At 36.9% G+C, this 20625-nt stretch carries 22 protein-coding genes and 2 rRNA genes; 15 read left to right on the forward strand and 9 right to left on the reverse strand.

Annotated features, from left to right (window positions below):
• Positions 1-26: 26 nt before the first annotated feature.
• Positions 27-734 carry a hypothetical protein gene (locus tag C6989_RS08480; protein WP_182126904.1) on the forward strand — a complete coding sequence of 236 codons (708 nt, stop codon included), beginning with the start codon at positions 27-29 and terminating at the stop codon, positions 732-734.
• On the opposite strand, the gene C6989_RS08485 is transcribed toward C6989_RS08480, so the two are convergent.
• Both C6989_RS08485 and C6989_RS10275 read right to left on the reverse strand, forming a co-directional pair.
• Positions 729-1550, reverse strand: a complete 822-nt coding sequence (locus C6989_RS08485) for a tetratricopeptide repeat protein (protein WP_148703214.1) — start codon at positions 1548-1550, stop codon at positions 729-731. The genes C6989_RS08480 and C6989_RS08485 overlap by 6 nt on opposite strands.
• Positions 1551-1583: 33 nt before the next feature.
• Positions 1584-1709, reverse strand: a complete 126-nt coding sequence (locus C6989_RS10275) for a hypothetical protein (protein WP_255464681.1) — start codon at positions 1707-1709, stop codon at positions 1584-1586.
• Positions 1710-1756: 47 nt separating this feature from the next.
• Between C6989_RS10275 and C6989_RS08490 the strand changes: the two genes are divergently transcribed.
• Positions 1757-2122: a hypothetical protein gene (locus C6989_RS08490; RefSeq protein ID WP_255464682.1), complete on the forward strand. Its 366-nt coding sequence runs from the start codon at positions 1757-1759 to the stop codon at positions 2120-2122.
• On the opposite strand, the gene C6989_RS08495 is transcribed toward C6989_RS08490, so the two are convergent.
• A complete protein-coding gene (locus C6989_RS08495) occupies positions 2112-3413 on the reverse strand; it encodes an aspartate aminotransferase family protein (protein WP_148704144.1) in 1302 nt (433 codons plus the stop codon). The genes C6989_RS08490 and C6989_RS08495 overlap by 11 nt on opposite strands.
• Before the next feature lie 372 nt (positions 3414-3785).
• On the opposite strand from C6989_RS08495, the gene C6989_RS08500 reads away from it, so the two are divergent.
• Positions 3786-5256: ribosomal RNA gene (locus C6989_RS08500) — 16S ribosomal RNA — on the forward strand.
• 147 nt (positions 5257-5403) lie between these two features.
• Positions 5404-8393: ribosomal RNA gene (locus C6989_RS08505) — 23S ribosomal RNA — on the forward strand.
• The 16S and 23S rRNA genes sit together here, the layout of an rRNA operon.
• Positions 8394-8932: 539 nt before the next feature.
• Here the strand turns inward: C6989_RS08505 and C6989_RS08510 are convergent.
• Positions 8933-9412, reverse strand: a complete 480-nt coding sequence (locus C6989_RS08510; protein WP_182126906.1) for an RDD family protein — start codon at positions 9410-9412, stop codon at positions 8933-8935.
• Between the two features lie 98 nt (positions 9413-9510).
• Here C6989_RS08510 and C6989_RS10280 point away from each other — a divergent pair, with 98 nt between their 5' ends.
• Together C6989_RS10280 and C6989_RS08515 are read left to right on the forward strand one after the other, a co-directional pair.
• Entirely contained in the window at positions 9511-9642 is a 132-nt protein-coding gene (locus C6989_RS10280) for a hypothetical protein (protein WP_255430772.1), read from the forward strand.
• A 28-nt stretch (positions 9643-9670) separates the two neighbouring features.
• Positions 9671-10525 carry a methyltransferase domain-containing protein gene (locus C6989_RS08515; RefSeq protein WP_255464683.1) on the forward strand — a complete coding sequence of 285 codons (855 nt, stop codon included), beginning with the start codon at positions 9671-9673 and terminating at the stop codon, positions 10523-10525.
• 381 nt (positions 10526-10906) lie between these two features.
• Here the strand turns inward: C6989_RS08515 and C6989_RS08520 are convergent, their stop codons facing one another.
• Positions 10907-11050 carry a hypothetical protein gene (locus C6989_RS08520; RefSeq protein ID WP_182126907.1) on the reverse strand — a complete coding sequence of 48 codons (144 nt, stop codon included), beginning with the start codon at positions 11048-11050 and terminating at the stop codon, positions 10907-10909.
• 381 nt (positions 11051-11431) lie between these two features.
• Here C6989_RS08520 and C6989_RS08525 point away from each other — a divergent pair, with 381 nt between their 5' ends.
• From C6989_RS08525 to C6989_RS08550, 6 genes are all read left to right on the forward strand, one after another.
• Entirely contained in the window at positions 11432-11815 is a 384-nt protein-coding gene (locus tag C6989_RS08525) for a DUF6659 family protein (RefSeq protein WP_148703216.1), read from the forward strand.
• An 82-nt stretch (positions 11816-11897) separates the two neighbouring features.
• Positions 11898-12809 (forward strand): hypothetical protein, encoded by a 912-nt coding sequence (locus C6989_RS08530; RefSeq protein ID WP_182126908.1) that lies wholly within the window; start codon positions 11898-11900, stop codon positions 12807-12809.
• 47 nt (positions 12810-12856) lie between these two features.
• Positions 12857-13309 (forward strand): peptide-methionine (S)-S-oxide reductase MsrA, encoded by a 453-nt coding sequence (gene msrA / locus C6989_RS08535; protein ID WP_148703218.1) that lies wholly within the window; start codon positions 12857-12859, stop codon positions 13307-13309.
• Positions 13310-13412: 103 nt separating this feature from the next.
• Positions 13413-14258, forward strand: a complete 846-nt coding sequence (locus tag C6989_RS08540; RefSeq protein WP_148703219.1) for an alpha/beta fold hydrolase — start codon at positions 13413-13415, stop codon at positions 14256-14258.
• Between the two features lie 36 nt (positions 14259-14294).
• A complete protein-coding gene (locus C6989_RS08545) occupies positions 14295-14720 on the forward strand; it encodes an AbrB/MazE/SpoVT family DNA-binding domain-containing protein (RefSeq protein WP_148703220.1) in 426 nt (141 codons plus the stop codon).
• Positions 14717-15145: a hypothetical protein gene (locus tag C6989_RS08550; RefSeq protein ID WP_148703221.1), complete on the forward strand. Its 429-nt coding sequence runs from the start codon at positions 14717-14719 to the stop codon at positions 15143-15145. The genes C6989_RS08545 and C6989_RS08550 overlap by 4 nt, the downstream gene beginning before the upstream one ends.
• Positions 15146-15178: 33 nt before the next feature.
• Here the strand turns inward: C6989_RS08550 and phaC are convergent, their stop codons facing one another.
• On the reverse strand, positions 15179-16243 hold the full coding sequence (gene phaC, locus C6989_RS08555) for a class III poly(R)-hydroxyalkanoic acid synthase subunit PhaC (protein ID WP_148703222.1): 1065 nt from the start codon (positions 16241-16243) through the stop codon (positions 15179-15181).
• Positions 16233-16811, reverse strand: a complete 579-nt coding sequence (locus tag C6989_RS08560) for a poly(R)-hydroxyalkanoic acid synthase subunit PhaE (RefSeq protein WP_148703223.1) — start codon at positions 16809-16811, stop codon at positions 16233-16235. The genes phaC and C6989_RS08560 overlap by 11 nt, the downstream gene beginning before the upstream one ends.
• A 53-nt stretch (positions 16812-16864) precedes the next feature.
• Here C6989_RS08560 and C6989_RS08565 point away from each other — a divergent pair, with 53 nt between their 5' ends.
• Both C6989_RS08565 and C6989_RS08570 read left to right on the forward strand, forming a co-directional pair.
• Positions 16865-17257 (forward strand): DUF6659 family protein, encoded by a 393-nt coding sequence (locus C6989_RS08565; protein ID WP_148703224.1) that lies wholly within the window; start codon positions 16865-16867, stop codon positions 17255-17257.
• A gap of 35 nt (positions 17258-17292) precedes the next feature.
• Entirely contained in the window at positions 17293-17700 is a 408-nt protein-coding gene (locus C6989_RS08570) for a phosphoribosyltransferase (RefSeq protein WP_148703225.1), read from the forward strand.
• Positions 17701-17704: 4 nt separating this feature from the next.
• On the opposite strand, the gene C6989_RS08575 is transcribed toward C6989_RS08570, so the two are convergent.
• Together C6989_RS08575 and C6989_RS08580 are read right to left on the reverse strand one after the other, a co-directional pair.
• Positions 17705-18616: a transcription initiation factor IIB gene (locus C6989_RS08575; protein WP_148704147.1), complete on the reverse strand. Its 912-nt coding sequence runs from the start codon at positions 18614-18616 to the stop codon at positions 17705-17707.
• 108 nt (positions 18617-18724) lie between these two features.
• On the reverse strand, positions 18725-20164 hold the full coding sequence (locus C6989_RS08580; protein ID WP_182126909.1) for a M57 family metalloprotease: 1440 nt from the start codon (positions 20162-20164) through the stop codon (positions 18725-18727).
• Positions 20165-20282: 118 nt separating this feature from the next.
• Between C6989_RS08580 and C6989_RS08585 the strand changes: the two genes are divergently transcribed.
• Positions 20283-20624, forward strand: coding sequence for a hypothetical protein (locus C6989_RS08585; RefSeq protein WP_148703226.1), 342 nt, complete (start codon positions 20283-20285; stop codon positions 20622-20624).
• Position 20625 lies beyond the last annotated feature (1 nt).

A 20625-nucleotide genomic window follows, 5' to 3' on the forward strand; every position in this document is an offset into this window, starting at 1 on the left:
GCTATGATGCTGTATTTTGTTTAGTTTTGGTAAAGTCAAATTATGATGTAAAAACCACAGTTCTAAGAAAGAGCATAGAACAAGATGAGGCAGAGCAGATTGTTGAAGACAAAAAGACCTCACCATTCAAGTCATTGCTTTCAAGACCAAAAAAAGAAGAGGTTCACCTCCATTCCTTAAAATTATACTATGAGTGCATTTTGCTAGTATCTGGAAAGTACATTGCTGATTATTTTAGAAAGGCAGTACATACAATCTCTGTTCCTTCAAATGTAAATGAAGTTGTTTTGGGAGATGGTGTGTTTCCAATCAAATCAAAGTCAACTCTAGAAAAAGCATTTGTTGGAAAGCGAGGAAAAAACAAGATTGACATAAAACTTGAGGAGCATGTCTTTGTTGAAGAGGAAGACGAGCTTGCGTTTGATCATCATGGAAGAGAGATAAACTTTCCATTCAAAGTAAATTCAAAATCAGTTGAAAATTATCCAAAGAGAATACTAGAGCAAAACGAACCAAATGTCAAAAGACCAGAGTTGACATATGATGCAGCTATTGACAAGCTTCAGACGATGCTAAAAAAACCATTGGAAACTGATGTCCGGGATCTTTCTGAAGAATTTGTTTTGCGAGAAATTACTGAACTGTATGTTCCAATATTTGAGGCACGACTCATTGGCCCAAAAAAGAAAGTTGGTCTTATTAGAGTTGATGCGGTTCGCAAAAAAGTATTATAATTTTAGCAACTTTCTGAACTGATCATTGCTGTGCAACTTTGTAAATATTGGCTCTTCTTTTGCCCATGCGCGAATGACTTTGGGACTTACAGATACTGCCTGCTTTAGGAGTTCTAGGGATTCGGGATATCTCTCAAGTGCTGCGAGACTGCGTGATTTTGCATAAACCACATTAACATTGCCTTTGAATTTTTTTAAAATCTCATCAAACACATCTAGTGCTTTTTTGTGTTGCCCTAATTCTGCTAACTGTACTCCTTTTTGAAAGAATGCATCCAAATTATTTGGATATTTTTTGCAAACATTAGAAAAGCAATTCAAGGCTTCCTCGTTTCTTTTGAGTTTTCCTAAAACTATTCCTTTGTAAATTTGGGCATTTGGCTTTTTTGGATCAATTGAGATTGCCTTGTCTAAAATAGTCAAGGCCTCTTCATGCTCTTGGAGTTTGTCTAGTAGTACGCCCTTGTTAAAATAGGCTGATGCGTACTTTGCATCAGCTTCTATTGCTTTGTCGTAATATTCTGCTGCCCCCTGAATGTTGCCAGTCTCTGCCATAGCTATTCCTCTGTTGTTTAGGGCTTGGGCATCTTTAGGATCAACTTCTATCAGTCTGTCAAAGCAAGTAATTGCGTCCTGATATTTTTTTATCTTGTTTAGCGCCAATCCCTTTTGTAGTAATGCCTCTTTGTTTTCTGGCTCTTGTTTTAGAACTTTGTTAAATAATGAAATGGCAGCTTTTGGTTGATTTCTTTCTACCATGTCCATTGCATCATACATTAGGTCTTCAGGATCTTCTTTTTTGCCAAACAGTCCCATTTTTTTTAAAAACCTCTCTTCTATAATCAAACTTTACTGATTATTCAATGATTTGAATTTCTTGATGGCCTCCTTTGCCATATCTTCTTGGGACTTTGCATCTGTATTGGTAGGGTCATCAGTTGCATAGGCATCTTTTACTTCCTTTTTCTTTTCCAATATTTTGTAAAATCACTTATTTTATAAAAACATGAAAATTAGTTCTGGTGTTGTCTGAAATTTCATTTCTAGCTGAAAAAGTGTTTGTTCACAGGTGGCCCCATGATACTCCCTTGTGGAGTGATGAAGTCAAAAAGAAATTAGATGAGACCATCTCCAAAAATTCAAGTCCCAAACAAATAACCATCAAAGAAAATATAATTCAAATCCAAGATTTTGAGTTCTCAAAATTAATCAAGATTGGAATCTCTGTACCCTTCTTCAAAGACGAGTGCAGAATGATATTTGAGTGTCAGTTTGGAGAACTGTATGCCCACATACACATCACTGTAAAGTCAAAAGAATATCTAGAAATTTTCCGAAAACTAAAGGCTTGGAAGTCAGAATTCTTTCCAAATGACTCTAATAAATAAAGTCCTCAGATGCCTTTACCATCTTTTTGATATCTGACTTTGAATGTGCATCTGATATTGCGCCAAGTTTTCCTGGTAAGAAAAATATTCCATCATGGGCTATCATCTTAAAGTGATACTTTGCCAATAATTCCCCATCGCATTTTGCAGCCTGAGATGAGTTTGTAATTTCAGTAATTCCGTCTTTTAGAAAATGAGTCATAAACAATGAACCCTTTCCAGTAACTGCAACCTTACCATCAAATGTTTTGGTAATCTCTTTTCTTGCATATTTCCCAATAGAGTTAATTTTAGAATAAATTGATTTTTTACTTTTCAACTCAGATAGTGTAGAAAAACCTGCCACCATTGAGGCAGGATTTGCAGAAAACGTACCTCCACCAACATAACTTCTCTCTGACTTTTTCTTTCCAGTGGTATCTGCATACTCCATGATTTCCTTTTTGCCACACATCACACCAATTGCCATTCCCCCTCCTACAATTTTTCCCAAAGTTACAATGTCAGGATCAAGCTTCATTGTAGGGTATAGGCACCCAAATCTAAATCTAAATCCAGTAACAATCTCATCTAAAATAAATAACGAATTGTTCTTTTTACAAAACTCCTGTACACCTTTCAAGTAATCAACATCAGCTGGAATACATCCTCCACCACCTAGAACTGGCTCTATAATTACACCAGCTAATTCCTTGCAATATTTTTTCAAAATAGAAAGTGATTTTACCAAATCATTGTATGGAATTGATATAATCTGCTCTTCATTTACAACACCACTACTTTCAGACTCTGAAAACGGCCAGTTCACAGATTTTAGTAAATCAGAAGTATATCCGTGCCATCCACCATCAATCTTTGCAATAATTTTTTTCCCAGTTACAGAGCGGGCTAATCTTACTGCATACATTGTAGCTTCAGTTCCAGATGTGACATAACGAATCTTCTCAGCTACTGAAACTGCTTTTGATATTAGTTCAGACAGTAAGATGGTCTGCTCATTTACTGTTCCATACATCCAAGATTTCTCAATCTGTTTTTGTAGATTCTTTTTAACTCCTTTTGGACCGTGTCCTAGAATCAAAGCCCAATGACCCATCCAGTAATCTGTATACTTGTTTGAATCAACATCAATCAAATTTTTTCCTAAAGATTTTTTTACAACAAATGGATATGGTTCATAAAATCTTATGTTATGAGAAACGCCATTGATATGCATCTTTGCTGATTTTGCAAATAGTTTAGCTGATGCAGGAGTTTTCTTTTTGTACTCTTTAGTATAATCCAAAACCAAATTCACAAATTCGCTTCTATCATTTTAACTATTGAAAATGGCGTAGTCATCTGGCACAAATTTTTGAAAACTATATAGTTTTGCAACGTTGAAACATTGTAATTTTTACAACAAATAGCCCCGATCAGGTATAATTTTACGCATGGTTTATATGGATTCTGAGGTGTTGACCTTTTGCATACGTAACGCAATAGGCGGCGCTTGTGATGAAGTATGGTATTATGCCATTTTGTGATTCATGGGCCTCCAGTTACGCATACAAAAATGAGGATTTGATCAAGTGATCAATATCTGAGATGTGAAGATTATGTGCATCCGTCAATTCCAATTAAAGTACAAATGTACTTCAATAATCAAAATCAAAAATTTCAGAATCCGGTTGATCCTGCCGGACCTGACTGCTATCGGATTGATACTAAGCCATGCGAGTCATTGTAGTAATACAAGGCAGACGGCTCAGTAACGCGTAGTCAACCTACCCTATGGACGGGAATAACCTCGGGAAACTGAGTATAATGCCCGATAGAACACTATATCTGGAATGGTTTGTGTTCCAAATGATTTATCGCCGTAGGATGGGACTGCGGCCTATCAGTTTGTTGGTGAGGTAATGGCCCACCAAGACTATTACAGGTACGGGCTCTGAGAGGAGTAGCCCGGAGATGGGTACTGAGACACGGACCCAGGCCCTATGGGGCGCAGCAGGCGAGAAAACTTTGCAATGTGCGAAAGCACGACAAGGTTAATCCGAGTGGTTTGTGCTAAACGAACCTTTTGACAGTCCTAGAAACACTGTTGAATAAGGGGTGGGCAAGTTCTGGTGTCAGCCGCCGCGGTAAAACCAGCACCTCAAGTGGTCAGGATGATTATTGGGCCTAAAGCATCCGTAGCCGGCTCTGTAAGTTTTCGGTTAAATCTATACGCTCAACGTATAGGCTGCCGGGAATACTGCAGAGCTAGGGAGTGGGAGAGGTAGACGGTACTCGGTAGGAAGGGGTAAAATCCTTTGATCTATTGATGACCACCTGTGGCGAAGGCGGTCTACCAGAACACGTCCGACGGTGAGGGATGAAAGCTGGGGGAGCAAACCGGATTAGATACCCGGGTAGTCCCAGCTGTAAACTATGCAAACTCAGTGATGCATTGGCTTGTGGCCAATGCAGTGCTGCAGGGAAGCCGTTAAGTTTGCCGCCTGGGAAGTACGTACGCAAGTATGAAACTTAAAGGAATTGGCGGGGGAGCACCACAAGGGGTGAAGCCTGCGGTTCAATTGGAGTCAACGCCAGAAATCTTACCCGGAGAGACAGCAGAATGAAGGTCAAGCTGAAGACTTTACCAGACAAGCTGAGAGGTGGTGCATGGCCGTCGCCAGCTCGTGCCGTGAGATGTCCTGTTAAGTCAGGTAACGAGCGAGATCCCTGCCTCTAGTTGCCACCATTACTCTCAGGAGTAGTGGGGCGAATTAGCGGGACCGCCGCAGTTAATGCGGAGGAAGGAAGGGGCCACGGCAGGTCAGTATGCCCCGAAACTCTGGGGCCACACGCGGGCTGCAATGGTAACGACAATGGGTTTCGAATCCGAAAGGATGAGGTAATCCTCAAACGTTACCACAGTTATGACTGAGGGCTGCAACTCGCCCTCACGAATATGGAATCCCTAGTAACTGCGTGTCATTATCGCGCGGTGAATACGTCCCTGCTCCTTGCACACACCGCCCGTCGTTTCATTGAAGTGAGCTTTTAGCGAGGTGACGTCTGATTGGCGTTATCGAACTTGAGGTTCGTGACAAGGGAAAAGTCGTAACAAGGTGACCGTAGGGGAACCTGCGGTCGGATCACCTCCTTAGATAAGGAAAGTGTACGGATGCACTAATCTTCACATCAAATCATCGATGCAATGCATCACGAAAGTGGTGTATGAAGGATGTAGCGGGTCCCTGCCAGGGGATTCGCAATGATCGTCGTGCATAGTCGTGTAATATGTGGCTGAATTTGCCGGTGTAAAGACGGTAATAGGTGGATTGCTAGGCTTGAGGAGAGATGAAGGACGTGGCAAGCTGCGATAAGCTCGGGGTAGGCGCACGCATCCTATGATCCCGAGATGTCCGAATGAGAATCTTGCACTTTTGTGCATTCCAGTACACTAGTATTGGAAGTCGAACCGTGGGAATTGAAGCATCTTAGTACCACGTGGAAAAGAAATCAATTGAGATTTCCCAAGTAGAGGCGATCGAAAAGGAAAGAGCCCAAACTGAATCCTTCGGGAGATGTGGTGTTTTGGTATGATAATATGGAATCTTGAAACACAGCTGAAATGTTCTGAAAAGTACTGACATAGAGGGTGATATCCCCGTAAGCGAAATGGGAAGAGTCCTATTCATACCCGAGTAGTTGTCCTTGGTAGTGGGCAATGAATATGGGTGAAAGTAGCATCCGAGGCTAAATATCTCTCAAGACCGATAGTGGACTAGTACCGTGAGGGAAAGCTGAAAAGTACCCCGGAAGGGGGGCGAAAAGTGCATGAAACCTATTACTTACAGACGTGCATGGCATGGAAGGTGATTTTTTCATTTTGGAGATTCTAGCAATAGAGTTGAAGATTTGATGTTCAAGTCATCAGTGTCATGCGTTCCGTCTCGAAACACGGGCCAGGGAGCTAACTGTCATGGCAAGCTTAAACCTGTAAAGGTGTAGGCGAAGGGAAACCGAGTTCTCGCAGCATTGTGAGGAGAAGCGTGTGAAAGTGCGTAGAGTCATGGCGGCTAGGCTAGAAGCCAGTCGATCTATTCCTGGGCTAGATGAAGGCGGGCGAAAGCCCGCTGGAGGTCTTAAGACGTTCTGACGTGCAAATCGTTGTTGTGACCTGGGAATAGGGGTCAAAAACCAATCTAGACTGGCGCTCGCTAGTTCCAACCGAAGCGTCTCGCAGGGCGTGCTTTGTGGAGATAGTGTTTCCGGTAGAGCACTGATAGAGCGGCGCGGGGGAGAAATCCCTCACCGCTCATTCAAACTCCGAACGGATATACATCGTAGAAGCAAGGACACGGGTTCATGTGGCGTAAGGCTCATGACCGAAAGGGGTTTAACCCAGACTGAAGTTAAGGTCCCCAAATTTTTGCTAAGTGTCAAGCTAAAGAGCGTGTTCTCGCCAAGACAGCAGGGAGGTAAGCTCAGAAGCAGCTATCCTTTAAAAAGTGTGTAACAACTTACCTGCCGAGGGGGGATGCCTCAAAAACGGACGGGGCTAAAGCAAAGTACCGATACTTTAGATAATCATCAGTGGATGATTCGTGGTAGGTTGGCGTAGTGATTGGGTCGAAGCAGGGCGGTGACGTCCTGTGGACCGGTTTCTATTGCAGATCCTGGCGGCAGTAACAGCATAGTATGGTGAGAATCCATACCACCGTAAGCGCAAGGGTTTCCAGGCAATGCGTTATCAGCCTGGAGGTAGTCGATCCTAAGATGTACCTCAACAGAGTACACCGAATGGGAAACTAGTTAATATTCTAGTACCTTGCATTGAGCGTTTGAGCTATATGGTTCGCTTCCGGATAGGGATTGTACAATCGTCGTTGTATCTAACTATTCGAGAATTGGGGAGTGTCGTAATGACGAGAACCAGTTCGAGGTAGGAATGGCTTCGCGTTAGCGGAGTTTTCTCGATTCCAGGAGACCATGAAAGACTGTGTAGTTAGCAAAGTGCAAGCTCGTACCCAGAACCGACACAGGTGCGCTGGCTTAGTAAGCTAAGGTGCTACGGGTATACCGTATGGCGAGGGAATTCGGCAAATTAGTCCTGTAGCTTAGGTATAAGGGATGCCTGCGATCTTCATGAGGAATGGGGACCGCAGGTTGCAATGACAAGGGGGTTTCGACTGTTTAATAAAAACACAGGCGACTGCTAGTCCGAAAGGATTTGTATAGTCGCTGAATCCTGGCCGGTGCCGGTACCTAAAACTTGGGTTCAACCGAGCTAAGGGCCGGTTAACGCCGGGAGTAACTCTGACTCTCTTAAGGTAGCCAAATGCCTTGTCGGGTAAGTTCCGACGCGCATGAATGGAACAACGAGAGCCCCACTGTCCCCGCCTACAACCCGGTGAAGCCACATAAGGTGGACGAACAGTCCATCGCCTTCCATCGGGGAGAGAAGACCCCGTGGAGTTTTACTGCAGCTTGTGCTTGTGGTATAGTAAGAATTGCACAGGGTATCTGGGAGCCATGCTTAACACTCTCCGGGGTGTTGAGAAGCAACGATGTAACACCAGACTCTTTTTGCAGTACCACTTATCCAGTGAAGACCGGAGACACGTGCAGGTGGGCAGTTCGGCTGGGGCGGCACCCCTTTGAAAAGATATCAAAGGGGCCCAAAGTTGAGTTCAAACGGGGCAGAAATCCGTTGAAGAGGGCAAAGCCAAAAACTCGACTGAATGGATTTCCAAACGCACGGAATTCATAGACGAAAGTCTGGCTTAGCGATCCTTCGTGTGCCCACTATTGGGGCCCGGAGGTGACAGAAAAATTACCCCAGGGATAACAGGCTCGTCGCGGGCGAGAGCTCCTATCGACCCCGCGGTTTGGTACCTCGATGTCGGCTTTTCCTATCCTGGTCCTGCAGCAGGGGCCAAGGGTGAGGCTGCTCGCCTATTAAAAGGGAACATGAGCTGGGTTTAGACCGTCGTGAGACAGGTCGGTCTCTGCCTGATGGAAGCGTGAATAACTGAGGGGAAGTTGCTCCGAGTACGAGAGGAACAGAGCAGCGTGGCCACTGGTTTACCGGTTGTCTGACAAGGCAGGCCGGGCAGCTAAGCCGTTTAGGCTAAGTGCTGAAAGCATCTAAGCACGAATCCTATCCCGAGACAAGTTATTCTTTCGTAAGATGAAGGTCGGCAGCAGAAGACTGCGTTGATAGGAAGGTGGTGTAGATCACAAGCTTCGGCGAGTGGTGAGCCAGCCTTTACTAATAGACCAACACATCGGTTCAGCCACTTACATAGAGACTATGCGCGATGAATCATTTCATTCATCAAAAGTGGAATATACACGACTTGTACGATGATTTCATTTTTAATCATGCTTAGCGAAAGCTATAGAATTTATGATTTGAAATTTCCTAGTGAAAACTATACATCATTATTCACTTTGTAATCTAAAATAACATACAACCGCATGATGCTGTGATTATTTTTTAATAATTATTTTTCTATTCAAATGTTTGAATTATTTTTTCAAAATACTCTGATGCTTTTCTGAGAATTTGGGACTAGTCATCTGTAATAGTATGTTGAACAACATGGGGTACTGTTTCTGTAAGTAACAAACCTGCTACTTTTACAATCACTTTACCTCTGTCTTAGATGGTTTGGTGCTTTATTCTTCTAATTCTATGTCATTTTGAAGCTCTTTTGGTAATCCAACCCACCAATCCTTTTGGCTGTTTGACATCAAGAGAACAGATCAAAGGTTGCTAATAGATCTGTTGGTTAATTCTTCAAAGTAACAATTCAAGAAAATCTGACCTCTTTAATCTTTCAAATATATGATATCTGATGAATCTTGTGTATTTTTAATCTTTACAACTAAAGTGTCTCCCAATCTGTTGAAAATTCTTTGCCTTTTTTGATTGGTCAAAATCCATCCCAGCACAACATCAAATGGTAGTAAAAACGATTTTCCAAAACTACTAATTAAAACCCCTTTTAAGTTTAGATTTTTCCCATAAACGTCTGTACTTTTCAAATTAAGAATTTTCTTACCAATTGTCTGACCTGTTTTGTATTCCAAAACTGTCCAATAAACAAAAAATATGATGCTAGTTGGAATGTATTGAGTATTTTCTGCCCAAAAAGTTCCTTCATCAAATTTATAATCTATATTTCCAAATACTGCAAAAATAATTCCAGTTGAAATTGATGAAACAATGATAAAATCAATCAACCATGCAAAGAACCTATCTGACCATTTTGCAAGAATAATTTTTGATGAGATTTCTGAATCCCCCATAATTTAATTAATTATTTCAAATTTATAAAACATGTTAATCATTAGCTAACACTGTTTGCAACATATTTGATTTATCTACCCATGATTAATCAAAACACATGAAAGCAAAATTTGCAACATCTTGTGTCTCTTGTGGTGATAAGATTCAACCTGGAAAAGAGATATCAAAAAATAAGGATGAAAAATGGGTGCACAAACACTGTGCTGAAGATTCTGAAGGCCTACCCTAGAAATTAATATGACTCTATTCAATTAATTTTGAATTTATTTTTGATATCGATAAATCCTTTTGATGTGTTTTTGTGGACTTTTCGTAGAAATGAAAAGGACATTGTAAATCTCTACAATACACTGTCTCCGATTATGCAGCTTGCCACTGGTGGAAATATGCTAAATTTTGGTTATTGGTCCTCCGAACACTCTGAACCACTTACTGCTCAGAAAAACCTCTGCATGGTTTTTGCAAATCTAGCTGAACTTTCATCTGCAAGACATGTTGTTGATGTAGGGAGTGGCTTGTCTGACCCTTCTCATCTTTGGCAACAAAAATTTCCAAACCTCCATTTGTATGATGTAAATATCAATTATTCCCAACTTTTATTTGGAAAGAAACAGAAAATTGAATTGTTAAACTCTTCCTCAACCAAACTACCTTTTGCAAATAATTCTGTAGATCGTGTTTTAGCATTAGAGTCTGCACAGCACTTTAAGCCATTTTCTGATTTTATTTTTGAATCAAAAAGAATATTGGCAAATTCTGGATTACTTGTAATGGCTATTCCTGTAACTCTTGGAAATTCTTCTATCAAAGACTTAGGTATGCTAAAATTTACTTGGTCTTCAGAACACTATTCCTTAAATGATATAAAAAAAATTATTCATTCACATGGATTTATAATTGAAAATGAACAACTAATAGGAAATTCTGTATATGATCCACTTGCAGACTATTATATCAGAAATAGGGAGGAAATTAAAAAATCTATTTTAAAAAAATATCCAAACTATGTTGAAAACATATTATACAAATCAATTATTAAAATGAAAGAGGCATCTGAAAAAAAAATTATTGATTATGTACTTCTAAAATGTATTTCCGATACTACACAATGAGTATTCTTTTCAATCATGTAGTATAAGGCTTGAATATATTCATCTTCAGAAGTTAATCCGTCTATAAACCACACGATACTTGTTTTCCACCATGCGGAAATTTTCTTCAACAGGAATTCCTAAATCTTCATCAAGTAAAAATTGATAATTTCCTATGCCTTTTTATGAAACAATTTTTGAATCAATCATAATTCCATCATCATCAATTTTTTTAACTTCAAACTTTTCTGTTACTGTGTTTCCATATTTGCTTGTGTATGAGTAAGTTACATAATCTGTTTCTTTTGCACATATGCCTTCGACACATGATCTCTGACTAACATTGTATATTATTTTTGGAGAAATTATGTTATTATCGATTAACGCCCTAACTCCATATGGCTATAGGCTATCTTTGTATTTCCCATCTGCCCATCTTTTTGTGTCTGTTATTACCTCATGTGGCATTGTAGTGAACTCTGTGATGTGTCTTTCTTTTAGAAAACTAGAATCTCCGAGATATTTTTCTATTTTTGCAAAAAGCACAATTCTCTTGCTTGATGTTCACTGCTCCATGATTGTATAAAATCCTACATGCTCTAATATTTGGATATTGGGGATGTATATCTACAAGTGTATCTTACCCAACCGATTCATATTACTCATAAAAAAATTCACAGAATTTCAAAATATCTTCAGGTGTTTTACTGAAAAATCAGATAGATGTGCAAAGACATCTTGTACACTAAAACTTCCTAATATTATAATTGCTAAAATTAAAAATATTGTTATTTTCAACATTTTCAATTTTCAGTTTTTGCTTATTAATTTCATGTAAAAACTTGTTAACTTTGTGACCAATTTGGAAGATTTTCAATATGAATAATTGACTAGGTTTTTATTTTTGATATCTTGAATTATTTTATAATGTCTAGTTCTGAAGGAGTTTTGAAATTATATGGTGAAAAATGTGATAAATTACTAAAAGAATCTGAGATTCGTTTTGCCGGTATAGTTGATAAAGCTGGACAGCTTATTGCAGGTGGATTCAAGGAAGGATTGACTCCTCATGAAGGTGATGAAACACGATTACAATCATTTTTGGAATTTGTATCAAAGGCATCTATAAGAAAAGAATATGATGAAAGTTTGGGACCAATTAATTATCTTGCCGCAAGACGAGATAAGGCTGTTTTAGTGAGTTTCCCATTTCCTATTACGCAGATATTATTGCTGATTTCTGCAGAGCCGACAGCCAATATCGAAAATTTAGCAAAAAAAGTGGTTGAAATCTTTACTGATGTGAATTGACCTTTTAATTTCTGATAAATTCTTTAATACCTAAAAAAAATCTTTTTTATTGTTGATTAGATATTGTGCAGTTTTTTCAATCTTGATTCTATTTCCTTTTTCTTCTGCTTTTGGAATTGTCAATAATGTTTCTTTAAGTGATTCTTCTTTTATGGAAGGTGATATCATTAAAGTATCTGGAAATGTTCAATATGATCCTGAAAATTTTCCTGCTGTAATAATTACAATTTTGCCTCCAGACAATTCAGGTTTTGTTGCAGTTGATCAAAAAATTCCTAATTCTGATGGTAGTTTTTCTGCTTCATTCAAAACTGGTACCAGTTGGACTCAAGAAGGTACATACACTTTACGAGTTTCTTATGGGACAACATTTGAAACCAATTTTCAATATTTGTTTGCAAATAATGACCTGCCATCTACAACTTCATCTTCAGAACCAAAAACATCTTCAGAACCAAAAACATCTTCAGAACCAAAAACATCTTCAGAACCAAAAACATCTTCAGAACCAAAAACATCTTCAGAACCAAAAACATCTTCAGAACCAAAAACATCTTCAGAACCAAAAAAATTAGGTATTGCCCCGTTTGTTGATGTCTCAAAAGATCCTTGGCATTATGTTGAACGCTATAACAACGAACCTAAATACAAAAAATGGTTTGATGACAATTATCCTAATTACCAATCTATCTATGAGGCTGTAGGTTTGACAGGACCTGTAGAAAAAATTCCTCCTTGGATTAAACATAATGCTTCATGGTGGGCAGAAAAAGAAATTGATGATAACACGTTTGTTCAAGGAATTAAATTTATGCTAGAAAATGATATAATTTTAATTTCTGAAATGACTGAATCAAAATCGCTTACTGCTGAAAAAATCCCTGATTGGGTTCGCAATAATGCTAATTGGTGGTCTCAAAACATTATCTCTGATAATGAATTTATAAATTCTTTAAAATTTCTTATTGAACAAGGAATACTTGTAATAAACTAATTTTTTAAGCATATAGTTTTAATTTGATAAATTACTTTTCTAATTTTATGAAGGCGACATTTGGTGCTGGATGTTTTTGGCATGTTGAGGATTTGCTTAGTAAAACAAAAGGTGTAAAATCTACACAAGTTGGATACATTGGAGGTAATTTACCTAATCCTACATATGAAGAAGTATGCACCGATAGAACGGGACACGCTGAAGCTGTTGAAGTCGAATACGATCCTAATGAAATTTCATATGAAGAACTTTTAGATGTCTTCTGGAACAACCATAATCCTACCAGTTTAAATCGTCAAGGCCCTGATGTGGGGATACAATATCGTTCTGCAATTTTCTATCATGATGAAAAACAAAAAGAGATTGCAGAAAAATCAAAACAACAACTTGATTCTTCTGGAAAATATGACAAACCCATAGTCACTGAAATTAACCCTGCACCTACATTCTACAAAGCAGAAGAATACCATCAAAAATATTTCAAAAAGAACGGATTCTAAGTTATTTTATGGCATTTAAATTCTGATTGTGTATTTTTAGTAACTTGCTCCTAAAATGCATGATTTGTTTTGTTGAATACTCTCTAAAAAACCATAATTTTTGATGATCGCAAAATTAACTAATACTTATCTACCGATAATAATTGAAGCTAAAACAGTGGATGAAAAATTTCTTGAAATCGATGGGAACAAGATTCGTTATTTAGAATCTGGAAATTTTGATAAAACATTGGTTCTTATCCATGGATTGGGGGCATCTGCTGAAAGATGGGAACAAGTAATGCCAATTTTTGCAGAAAAATTCCGTGTAATGATTCCTGATCTTATTGGATTTGGATATAGTGATAAACCACTTGCTGATTACACAATAGAATTTTTTTCAAATTTTCTTGAAAAATTCTTCTTGACTGCAAACATCTCTTGCCCTTATTTGATTGGTTCTTCTTTAGGAGGACAAATATCTGCTGAATTTACTGCATCGCATCCCAATGATGTTGACAAACTAATCTTGGTGTCTCCCTCCGGTGTTATGAAGCAGTCTACTCCTGCACTTGATGCGTATATTATGGCTGCACTATATCCTAACGAGCAAAATGCAAAAAATGCATTTGAAATGATGGAGGCTTCTGGTGAAAGCATCGATCAAAAAATTGTCGATAACTTTGTTGAAAGAATGAAGTTACCAAATGCCAAACTTGCATTTATGTCTACTATCCTTGGATTGAAAAATGCTGAAATCATCACAAAAAAATTACCTTCCATATCTACTCAAACCATGTTAATTTGGGGCAGTGAAGATCCAGTAATCCCAATTCAATACGCTGATGATTTTATTTCCTCTCTAAAGGACTGCCGCTTTGTTAGAATGGATGGATGTGGACACACTCCATATGTTCAAGATCCTCAAACTTTTTCAGAGAAGGTACTTGATTTTCTGGGGGCAAATTAGGTGCACTTAAATACCACTTAATTCCTACCATTACCTATGAGTGGTAATACAAACCAATATGATCCAAGTGAAATGTTCAAAGATTGGATACAAAAAAGTGGACGTGCTCAAGCAGAGTTTATGAAAAATTTTGGTGCTTTAATGAATAATCAAACTAGCAAAACATTCAACCCTTTAGATACTCTCAAAGAAGTTTCTGAAACTACTAGACAAGCTCAATCAAATTTGATGGAAAACATGTCTTCTATGCAAAACAAAAGTATGGATACTATGTTTAGCATTGGACAAATGCTTCCTTCTTTTATGAATTGGGGTGCATACAAAACTACCGTAAGTAGTAATGGTAGAATTTCGATCCCAGAGGCAGAACGTAATGCCCTCGGATTAGGCGAAGGTGACTTGGTTCAAGTCATCGTTCTTCCAATAGCAAAAAAATCAAAAGCTAGGGAGGTGAAAAATTGAGTAAGAACGAACAAGCACAATCAAATCCAAAAGATCTATTTTCTGTATATCAACAAAACGTAGATAAATTCTTCAACGGTATTAGAACATCAGTACCACAATATCATCAAGCAATTACAAATGTACAACAGGAATTCATACAGGCTTATGAAAACATTGCAGATTCTACCCTTTCACTACAAAAACAATTTGCAAAGAAAGCAGGTATTGCAGCAAACATTCCTGAAGCAACAATCAAAGTAATGCAAGATACAACAGAAGAAATCGTAAAGGCTACATCAATTCAGAACCAAGTAACACTTGCAACAATTGATGCAACACAACAAAATATCAAGACCTTTAATGACAACGCAAAATCATTTGCTGAGTTAAACAGAAACATTCTACAATCTTGGATTTCTGCATTCACCACAAAGAACAACTAGTGGCGAATCTATTTTTTTAATTTTTTTCCTTTTTTATGATCTTTCAGCCAACCATTGACCCAGCTCAGGCAATACCTTTTTCTGAGATAATGAACTAGCAATCATCCCAACATGGCCTGTGGGGTACATTCGCAATGTCTTGTCTTCACTTCCGACCGCGTAATGAAGTGGCATGCTGCATTCAGGTGAGACTAAATGGTCTCCTACTGCTACCTGTGTGAAAATTGGCATGTCTATTTTTTTCAAATCCACTAATTGTCCTTCTACATACATTTTATTTTGAATAAGCAAATTTTCTTGGTAGATATCTTTAATCCACTGCCTGAATAATTCTCCTGGAATTGGTGGTGTGTCTCCCAACCATTTTTCTACTCTTAGGAAACTATCTACAAATTTCTTGTTTTCAATATTTTTGAAAAAATTGACATATTTTTCAATACCTTGTTCAAATGGTTTGAGAACTGAAAAACAATAGTACATGAATTCTGGAGGCATGTTTCCAATAATTTCTACCATTTTATCCACATCCATATGCTTTGCAAGATTACTAATTACTGTGGTATCACGCCATCCATCAATTACAGGTGCAGTGGCAATGTAGTTTTTTACACTTTCTGGATGTAATGATGCATATGTTGTAGCAATTGTTGCACCAGTACAATATCCTTGCAATGAAATTTTTTCAGTGGATGTTTCGTTTTTAATGTATTCTACATATGTATCTAGATATCCATTAACATAATCATCAAAATCTAAATATTTATCCATGCTAGTCGGTGTTCCCCAATCAAGCATATACACATCAAATCCTTGTTGAAGTAAATTCCGCACCCAACTTTTTTCTGGATGTATATCCAAAATATGATATCTGTTAATTAATGCATATGAAATCAGCAAAGGAGTTTTGTGTTGTTTCTCAGTAATTGGCTTGTAATGTAATAATCTAGTTTTATCCATTTGTTGTACAATATCATGTGGAGTTACTTCCAAACTAATTTCATCCGGAGCTGCTACTAATTTTGGTGCATCAATAACATTTTTACTAAATTTTAGAATCTCTTCAATTATTTTTGGATCTACATTTGATTCACTTTGCATTTTTCTTCATCTCTTTTTTCTTTAATTCTAATTCTAGTTTTGCTACTCTTTTTTTGAGTGAATGTATTTCTTTGTAGACTTCATCAATCTCTTCTTTACTTGGAAGATTCACAGATTGTAGTATTACATTTGTGATGTTGTTCCAATGTTTTGTTAATTCTAATTCTTTTGAAACTAGTTTACCATAATTCTCTCCAAATTTTCCCGAATCAAACAATTCTGTAAAATCGTTATCAAAAATATCAATCCAAATTCTTTTGACTGCTTCCATTTGCTCAACATCATGAGGAATTTCAGGTGCTTTGAGATTGACTTTTTTTTGTGCATCACTCCATGTATCTGCTAGTTGTTTGTAGTACTCTGTTAGGTGCTTGTTAAACTCCATCAAATCCTCATTAATTTCAATTAATTCAGTTGATATTTTCTTAGAATTTGCGGCAAAAGCACGCATTGGACCAATTGATGCTAATGCTTGTGGTTTGCTTGACATTAAATGCACAATATCTGTCCAGAAAAGTGAAAGATGTTTGTAATAATCTGTAATGTCTTTAGTGGACTCTGATTGCATAGACATCTTTTAAAACAGATCGCAATAAATAGTTCGCTTACATAATTAGACAAGTGGAGAACATAGAAGAACTAGAGAAAATTTGTCAAAAAATTACAAAATTAGATCCTAAAATGCGCTCAGCTAGGCTCATCAATAGTAGAGGTCATTTGATTGCTGGTGGAATGAAAGAAGGCTTGCTTTCGCTTGAGGCACAAAAACAAGATGAAATGATGTTTATGGAATTGGCATTACGTGTTAGAATGAGACATGAATTTGACAAAGAGTTTGGTCAAGTTCATTTTTCTATGTCTTATCGTGATAAAGTAATTGTTATGAGTTTTCCATTATCCAATGATGATGTACTGTTAGTGTCTTGTGAGAAAGAAATTGATTTTGGGAAAATACCATTTAACATCCTTAAAATTATTGAAAATCTTAAAAAATCTCCTATGAAAACATTTTGATCACAACAACTTAATTCTGCTCATCATAATTTACAATATTGTCTCAGGAAGTAGATTGGCATGAAATTGAATTGCTTGTAAAAAACATCTCTCAAAAAATAACAAAATCATCTCGAACTTTTTCTAGTATTACCACTCTTAGCAGGGGTGGATTAATTCCTGCACGTCTAATAGCAGATCAGTTGGGAATTAAAAAAATATATGTTGATAAAAATAGCATATCTGCAAATTCTTTGTTTGTTGATGATATTTTTGATACTGGTAATACTTTTAATAAAATCATTAAGCGAGTTGATATTCCTTCAAAATTTGTTTATGTAACCCTGTATGCCCGACGCGGAAAAAAATACCCTGAACAATTAGTATATGCTAAACAAACTGATGATGATGAATATGTTGTATTTCCTTGGGATAAATTAGAATTTGAAAGATCTCAGAAATAACTTCTTAATCATTAATTATTTTTCTTAATCCTGCACATCTGTTTCTAATGGTAACTTCTGTTACTCCTGATGCTATGGATATGTCCTTTTGTGATTTTACCTCTCCAGTACTAATACATGCAAGATACAATGCGGCAGCAGCTATTCCCATTGGGTCTTTTCCTGCAACTACTCCCATCTTCTTTGCTTCATTTAATATGGCAATTGCTTTTCGTTTACTTTTTTCACTGAGTTCTGCAATGCTAGCAATTCTAGAAACTCCTTTCACTGGATCAACTACTGGCATTTTTAATTCCAACTCTCTGAAAATTAATCTATAACATCTTGCAACATCTTTTCTTCTAATGTTGATTCCTTTTGCAACATCGTCTAGTGTTCTTGGGGTCTCTGTATTTCTACATGATGCATAAAGACATGCTGCCACCAACCCTTGAATTGAACGCCCTCTGACAAGTTTTTTCTCCATTGCTTTTCTGTAGATATAAGCAGCTTTTTCAATTACTGCATCAGTTAATGCTAATTTGTCTTTTAGTTTATCCATTTCATTTAGTGCTTGTCTTAGGTTTCGATCTGCTGAAGAATGTGCTTGACTTCTGCTATCCCAAGTTCGTAATCTTTCAATTGAACTCTTTACACTTGCAGACAGTGGTTTTCCTGTTGAATCTTTGTTTGCTGCTCCAATTACAGTTGACAGACCCATGTCGTGCATTGTAAGTGATGTTCCTGCACCTGTTCTTGCTTTGTTTCCTTCATCATTTGAAAAAGAACGCCACTCTGCCCCAGTATCTGCAATTTTGTCTGAAACAACAAATCCGCATTTTCCGCAAAATAATTCACCTGTGTTCTCATCTGTAATCATTTTTTTATCGCCACAGGCAGGACATTTTGAACCTGTAACCATTGGGTTTCTAAGCATAATACTTTGGATTTCTTTTATTACCTTATTATCCATTTTACCTGATTTCTACCGGTTATTTGTGTGTAGGTTAAGCTAATTCTGTTTTTTCAACAATTTTTCAAAAATTTAGCTTAACAAACAATATGCATATGATGGTGTGAATGAGGGATACATTATGCTGGTTTTATCTTGGACATGTTTCAAACCTATAGAATGACCCAGCTCATGAGTCATTATCGTCTCTACACTTTTAACATCATACAATTGAAAACTTCCATCACAATTGTAATCCCCTAGTGTAACTTCCAGCACTCCTTTTCCAAGATGTGCATGTCCTAAGACACCTTCGCCGATATTTCTAACTACCCATGTTACCCAAACATTTGCTTCATGTTTTAAATCAGTTATCTCAAATTTCATTTTTGCCTTTTGATCGTTTGTGATAAGTTCTTGCTCTTCCCAAAATGCAAATGAATTACTTAGTGTACTTACATGATCTAGTGGAAGACCTGTAGGCTGTTCATTAATGAAAACTTTGTAGTATATGATGTACGTTCCATTGACAATTTCATAGGTTGGATCTGGAAAGTTTTTTGCAGCTTTTTTTACTTCTTCTTCAAAATTCCATTTTACATAGTCTCTAAGAAATTTTTTAATTACATCTTGACTAGGATTTGAATATTCAATATACCGTGTCTCTTTTGAAATGTTATTTTTAATATCTCTTAGATATTTTTTAAATAGATAAAATTCATAGTCTGATTCCTCTTGTGTTTTTTGTGGTGTCTCTTCAATATCAATTACAATTAAACCATTTTTTATCATGTATTGAATACCTTGAACAAATGATTCATCATCAATTTGATTGTCTGCCCACCAACCTGCATTATTTTTTATCCACTGAGGTATCTTTTCTTCAGAAATATTTTGGGTTTCAATTGATGGTATCTGAATAATTTTTTTATTTATCATGTATAGTAATGCGGCAACAAATTCTGAATCATCAATACTGTCATTTGACCACCATTTTGCTATTGGCTTTATCCAGTCCGGTATCGATATTATTTCCTGACTTTCGAATCTTTCAGGTTTTTCTGTAGGTGTGTATGGATATTTTGAAACAACTTTGTCTACAAATTCTTTGTAATTTTTTATGACGGTGCTATCTGGTTTTTCTTGTAGAGCTTTTTCAAAATATGCTAATGCTTCTTGATATTCACCTAAATTCCCAAACCCTACACCCATTCCAGTTAATGATATGACATCATCAGGTTTGTCTTGTAAAATTTTAAAAAATTGTTCTAAAGATTTTGTGTGATCTCCAAGATTGCTTTGAGCAATTCCCTTCATCTTCAATGTAGATATATTGTTTGGTGCACTCTCAAGTATTTTATCATAAATTGTTATTGCTTGTTTGTATTCTCCATTAGAAAAATACTTCATAGCTTGATTGAACATAATTTCTGGTTCTTCATCTGATTGTGCAAATGAAAAATTTGCAACACTTTGCATTCCAAGTAACATGATAAATAAAATACAAGAAATTCTCCTTACACCATTTATCATGTAAAATGAGTGCTACATGGTTTATTTTTATTTTCTACTAACTTTTGTGCATACTTTTCATATTGTTTCATATGTATTTTAGAAAATCTTTAATTTATTGGGAGTTTGTGTTTTGATATTGAAAAAGATTGGTGCAGGGGAAATCATCTATGAACTTCGTAAACAAATACAACAAGCACAAGCAGATTTGGCACGATTAGGTGATCCTTCATCTGATATTCCTGAATTAGTTGACACTGCAAATCTTATTAGATCCAATGAATACCTTCAAAAAGCAAATACTAAACAAAATGAATTGATTGCTACCTATGAGAAATACTCTAATGCCTTGGAGGAGTTGCTCTCTACTTTGTTTGAGATACAAAATGAACTTAAAGAGATTGTAAAAGAACAGTCTTCTATGCTTTCCAAACCAAAGCGCTCTTCAAAGACTAGAAAACCAAAAAACACAAAAAAATAAT

Source organism: Nitrosopumilus sp. b2, assembly GCF_014078535.1.
GTDB lineage: Archaea > Thermoproteota > Nitrososphaeria > Nitrososphaerales > Nitrosopumilaceae > Nitrosopumilus > Nitrosopumilus piranensis.

Coding starts and splice junctions, on each gene's coding strand:
- C6989_RS08485 (WP_148703214.1), bottom strand. CDS start 1,550: ATGGGACTGTTTGGCAAAAAAGAAGATCCTGAAGACCTAATGTATGAT.
- C6989_RS08510 (WP_182126906.1), bottom strand. CDS start 9,412: ATGGGGGATTCAGAAATCTCATCAAAAATTATTCTTGCAAAATGGTCA.
- C6989_RS10280 (WP_255430772.1), top strand. CDS start 9,511: ATGAAAGCAAAATTTGCAACATCTTGTGTCTCTTGTGGTGATAAGATT.
- C6989_RS08525 (WP_148703216.1), top strand. CDS start 11,432: ATGTCTAGTTCTGAAGGAGTTTTGAAATTATATGGTGAAAAATGTGAT.
- msrA (WP_148703218.1), top strand. CDS start 12,857: ATGAAGGCGACATTTGGTGCTGGATGTTTTTGGCATGTTGAGGATTTG.
- C6989_RS08540 (WP_148703219.1), top strand. CDS start 13,413: ATGATCGCAAAATTAACTAATACTTATCTACCGATAATAATTGAAGCT.
- C6989_RS08545 (WP_148703220.1), top strand. CDS start 14,295: ATGAGTGGTAATACAAACCAATATGATCCAAGTGAAATGTTCAAAGAT.
- phaC (WP_148703222.1), bottom strand. CDS start 16,243: ATGCAAAGTGAATCAAATGTAGATCCAAAAATAATTGAAGAGATTCTA.
- C6989_RS08560 (WP_148703223.1), bottom strand. CDS start 16,811: ATGCAATCAGAGTCCACTAAAGACATTACAGATTATTACAAACATCTT.
- C6989_RS08575 (WP_148704147.1), bottom strand. CDS start 18,616: ATGCTTAGAAACCCAATGGTTACAGGTTCAAAATGTCCTGCCTGTGGC.
- C6989_RS08580 (WP_182126909.1), bottom strand. CDS start 20,164: ATGATAAATGGTGTAAGGAGAATTTCTTGTATTTTATTTATCATGTTA.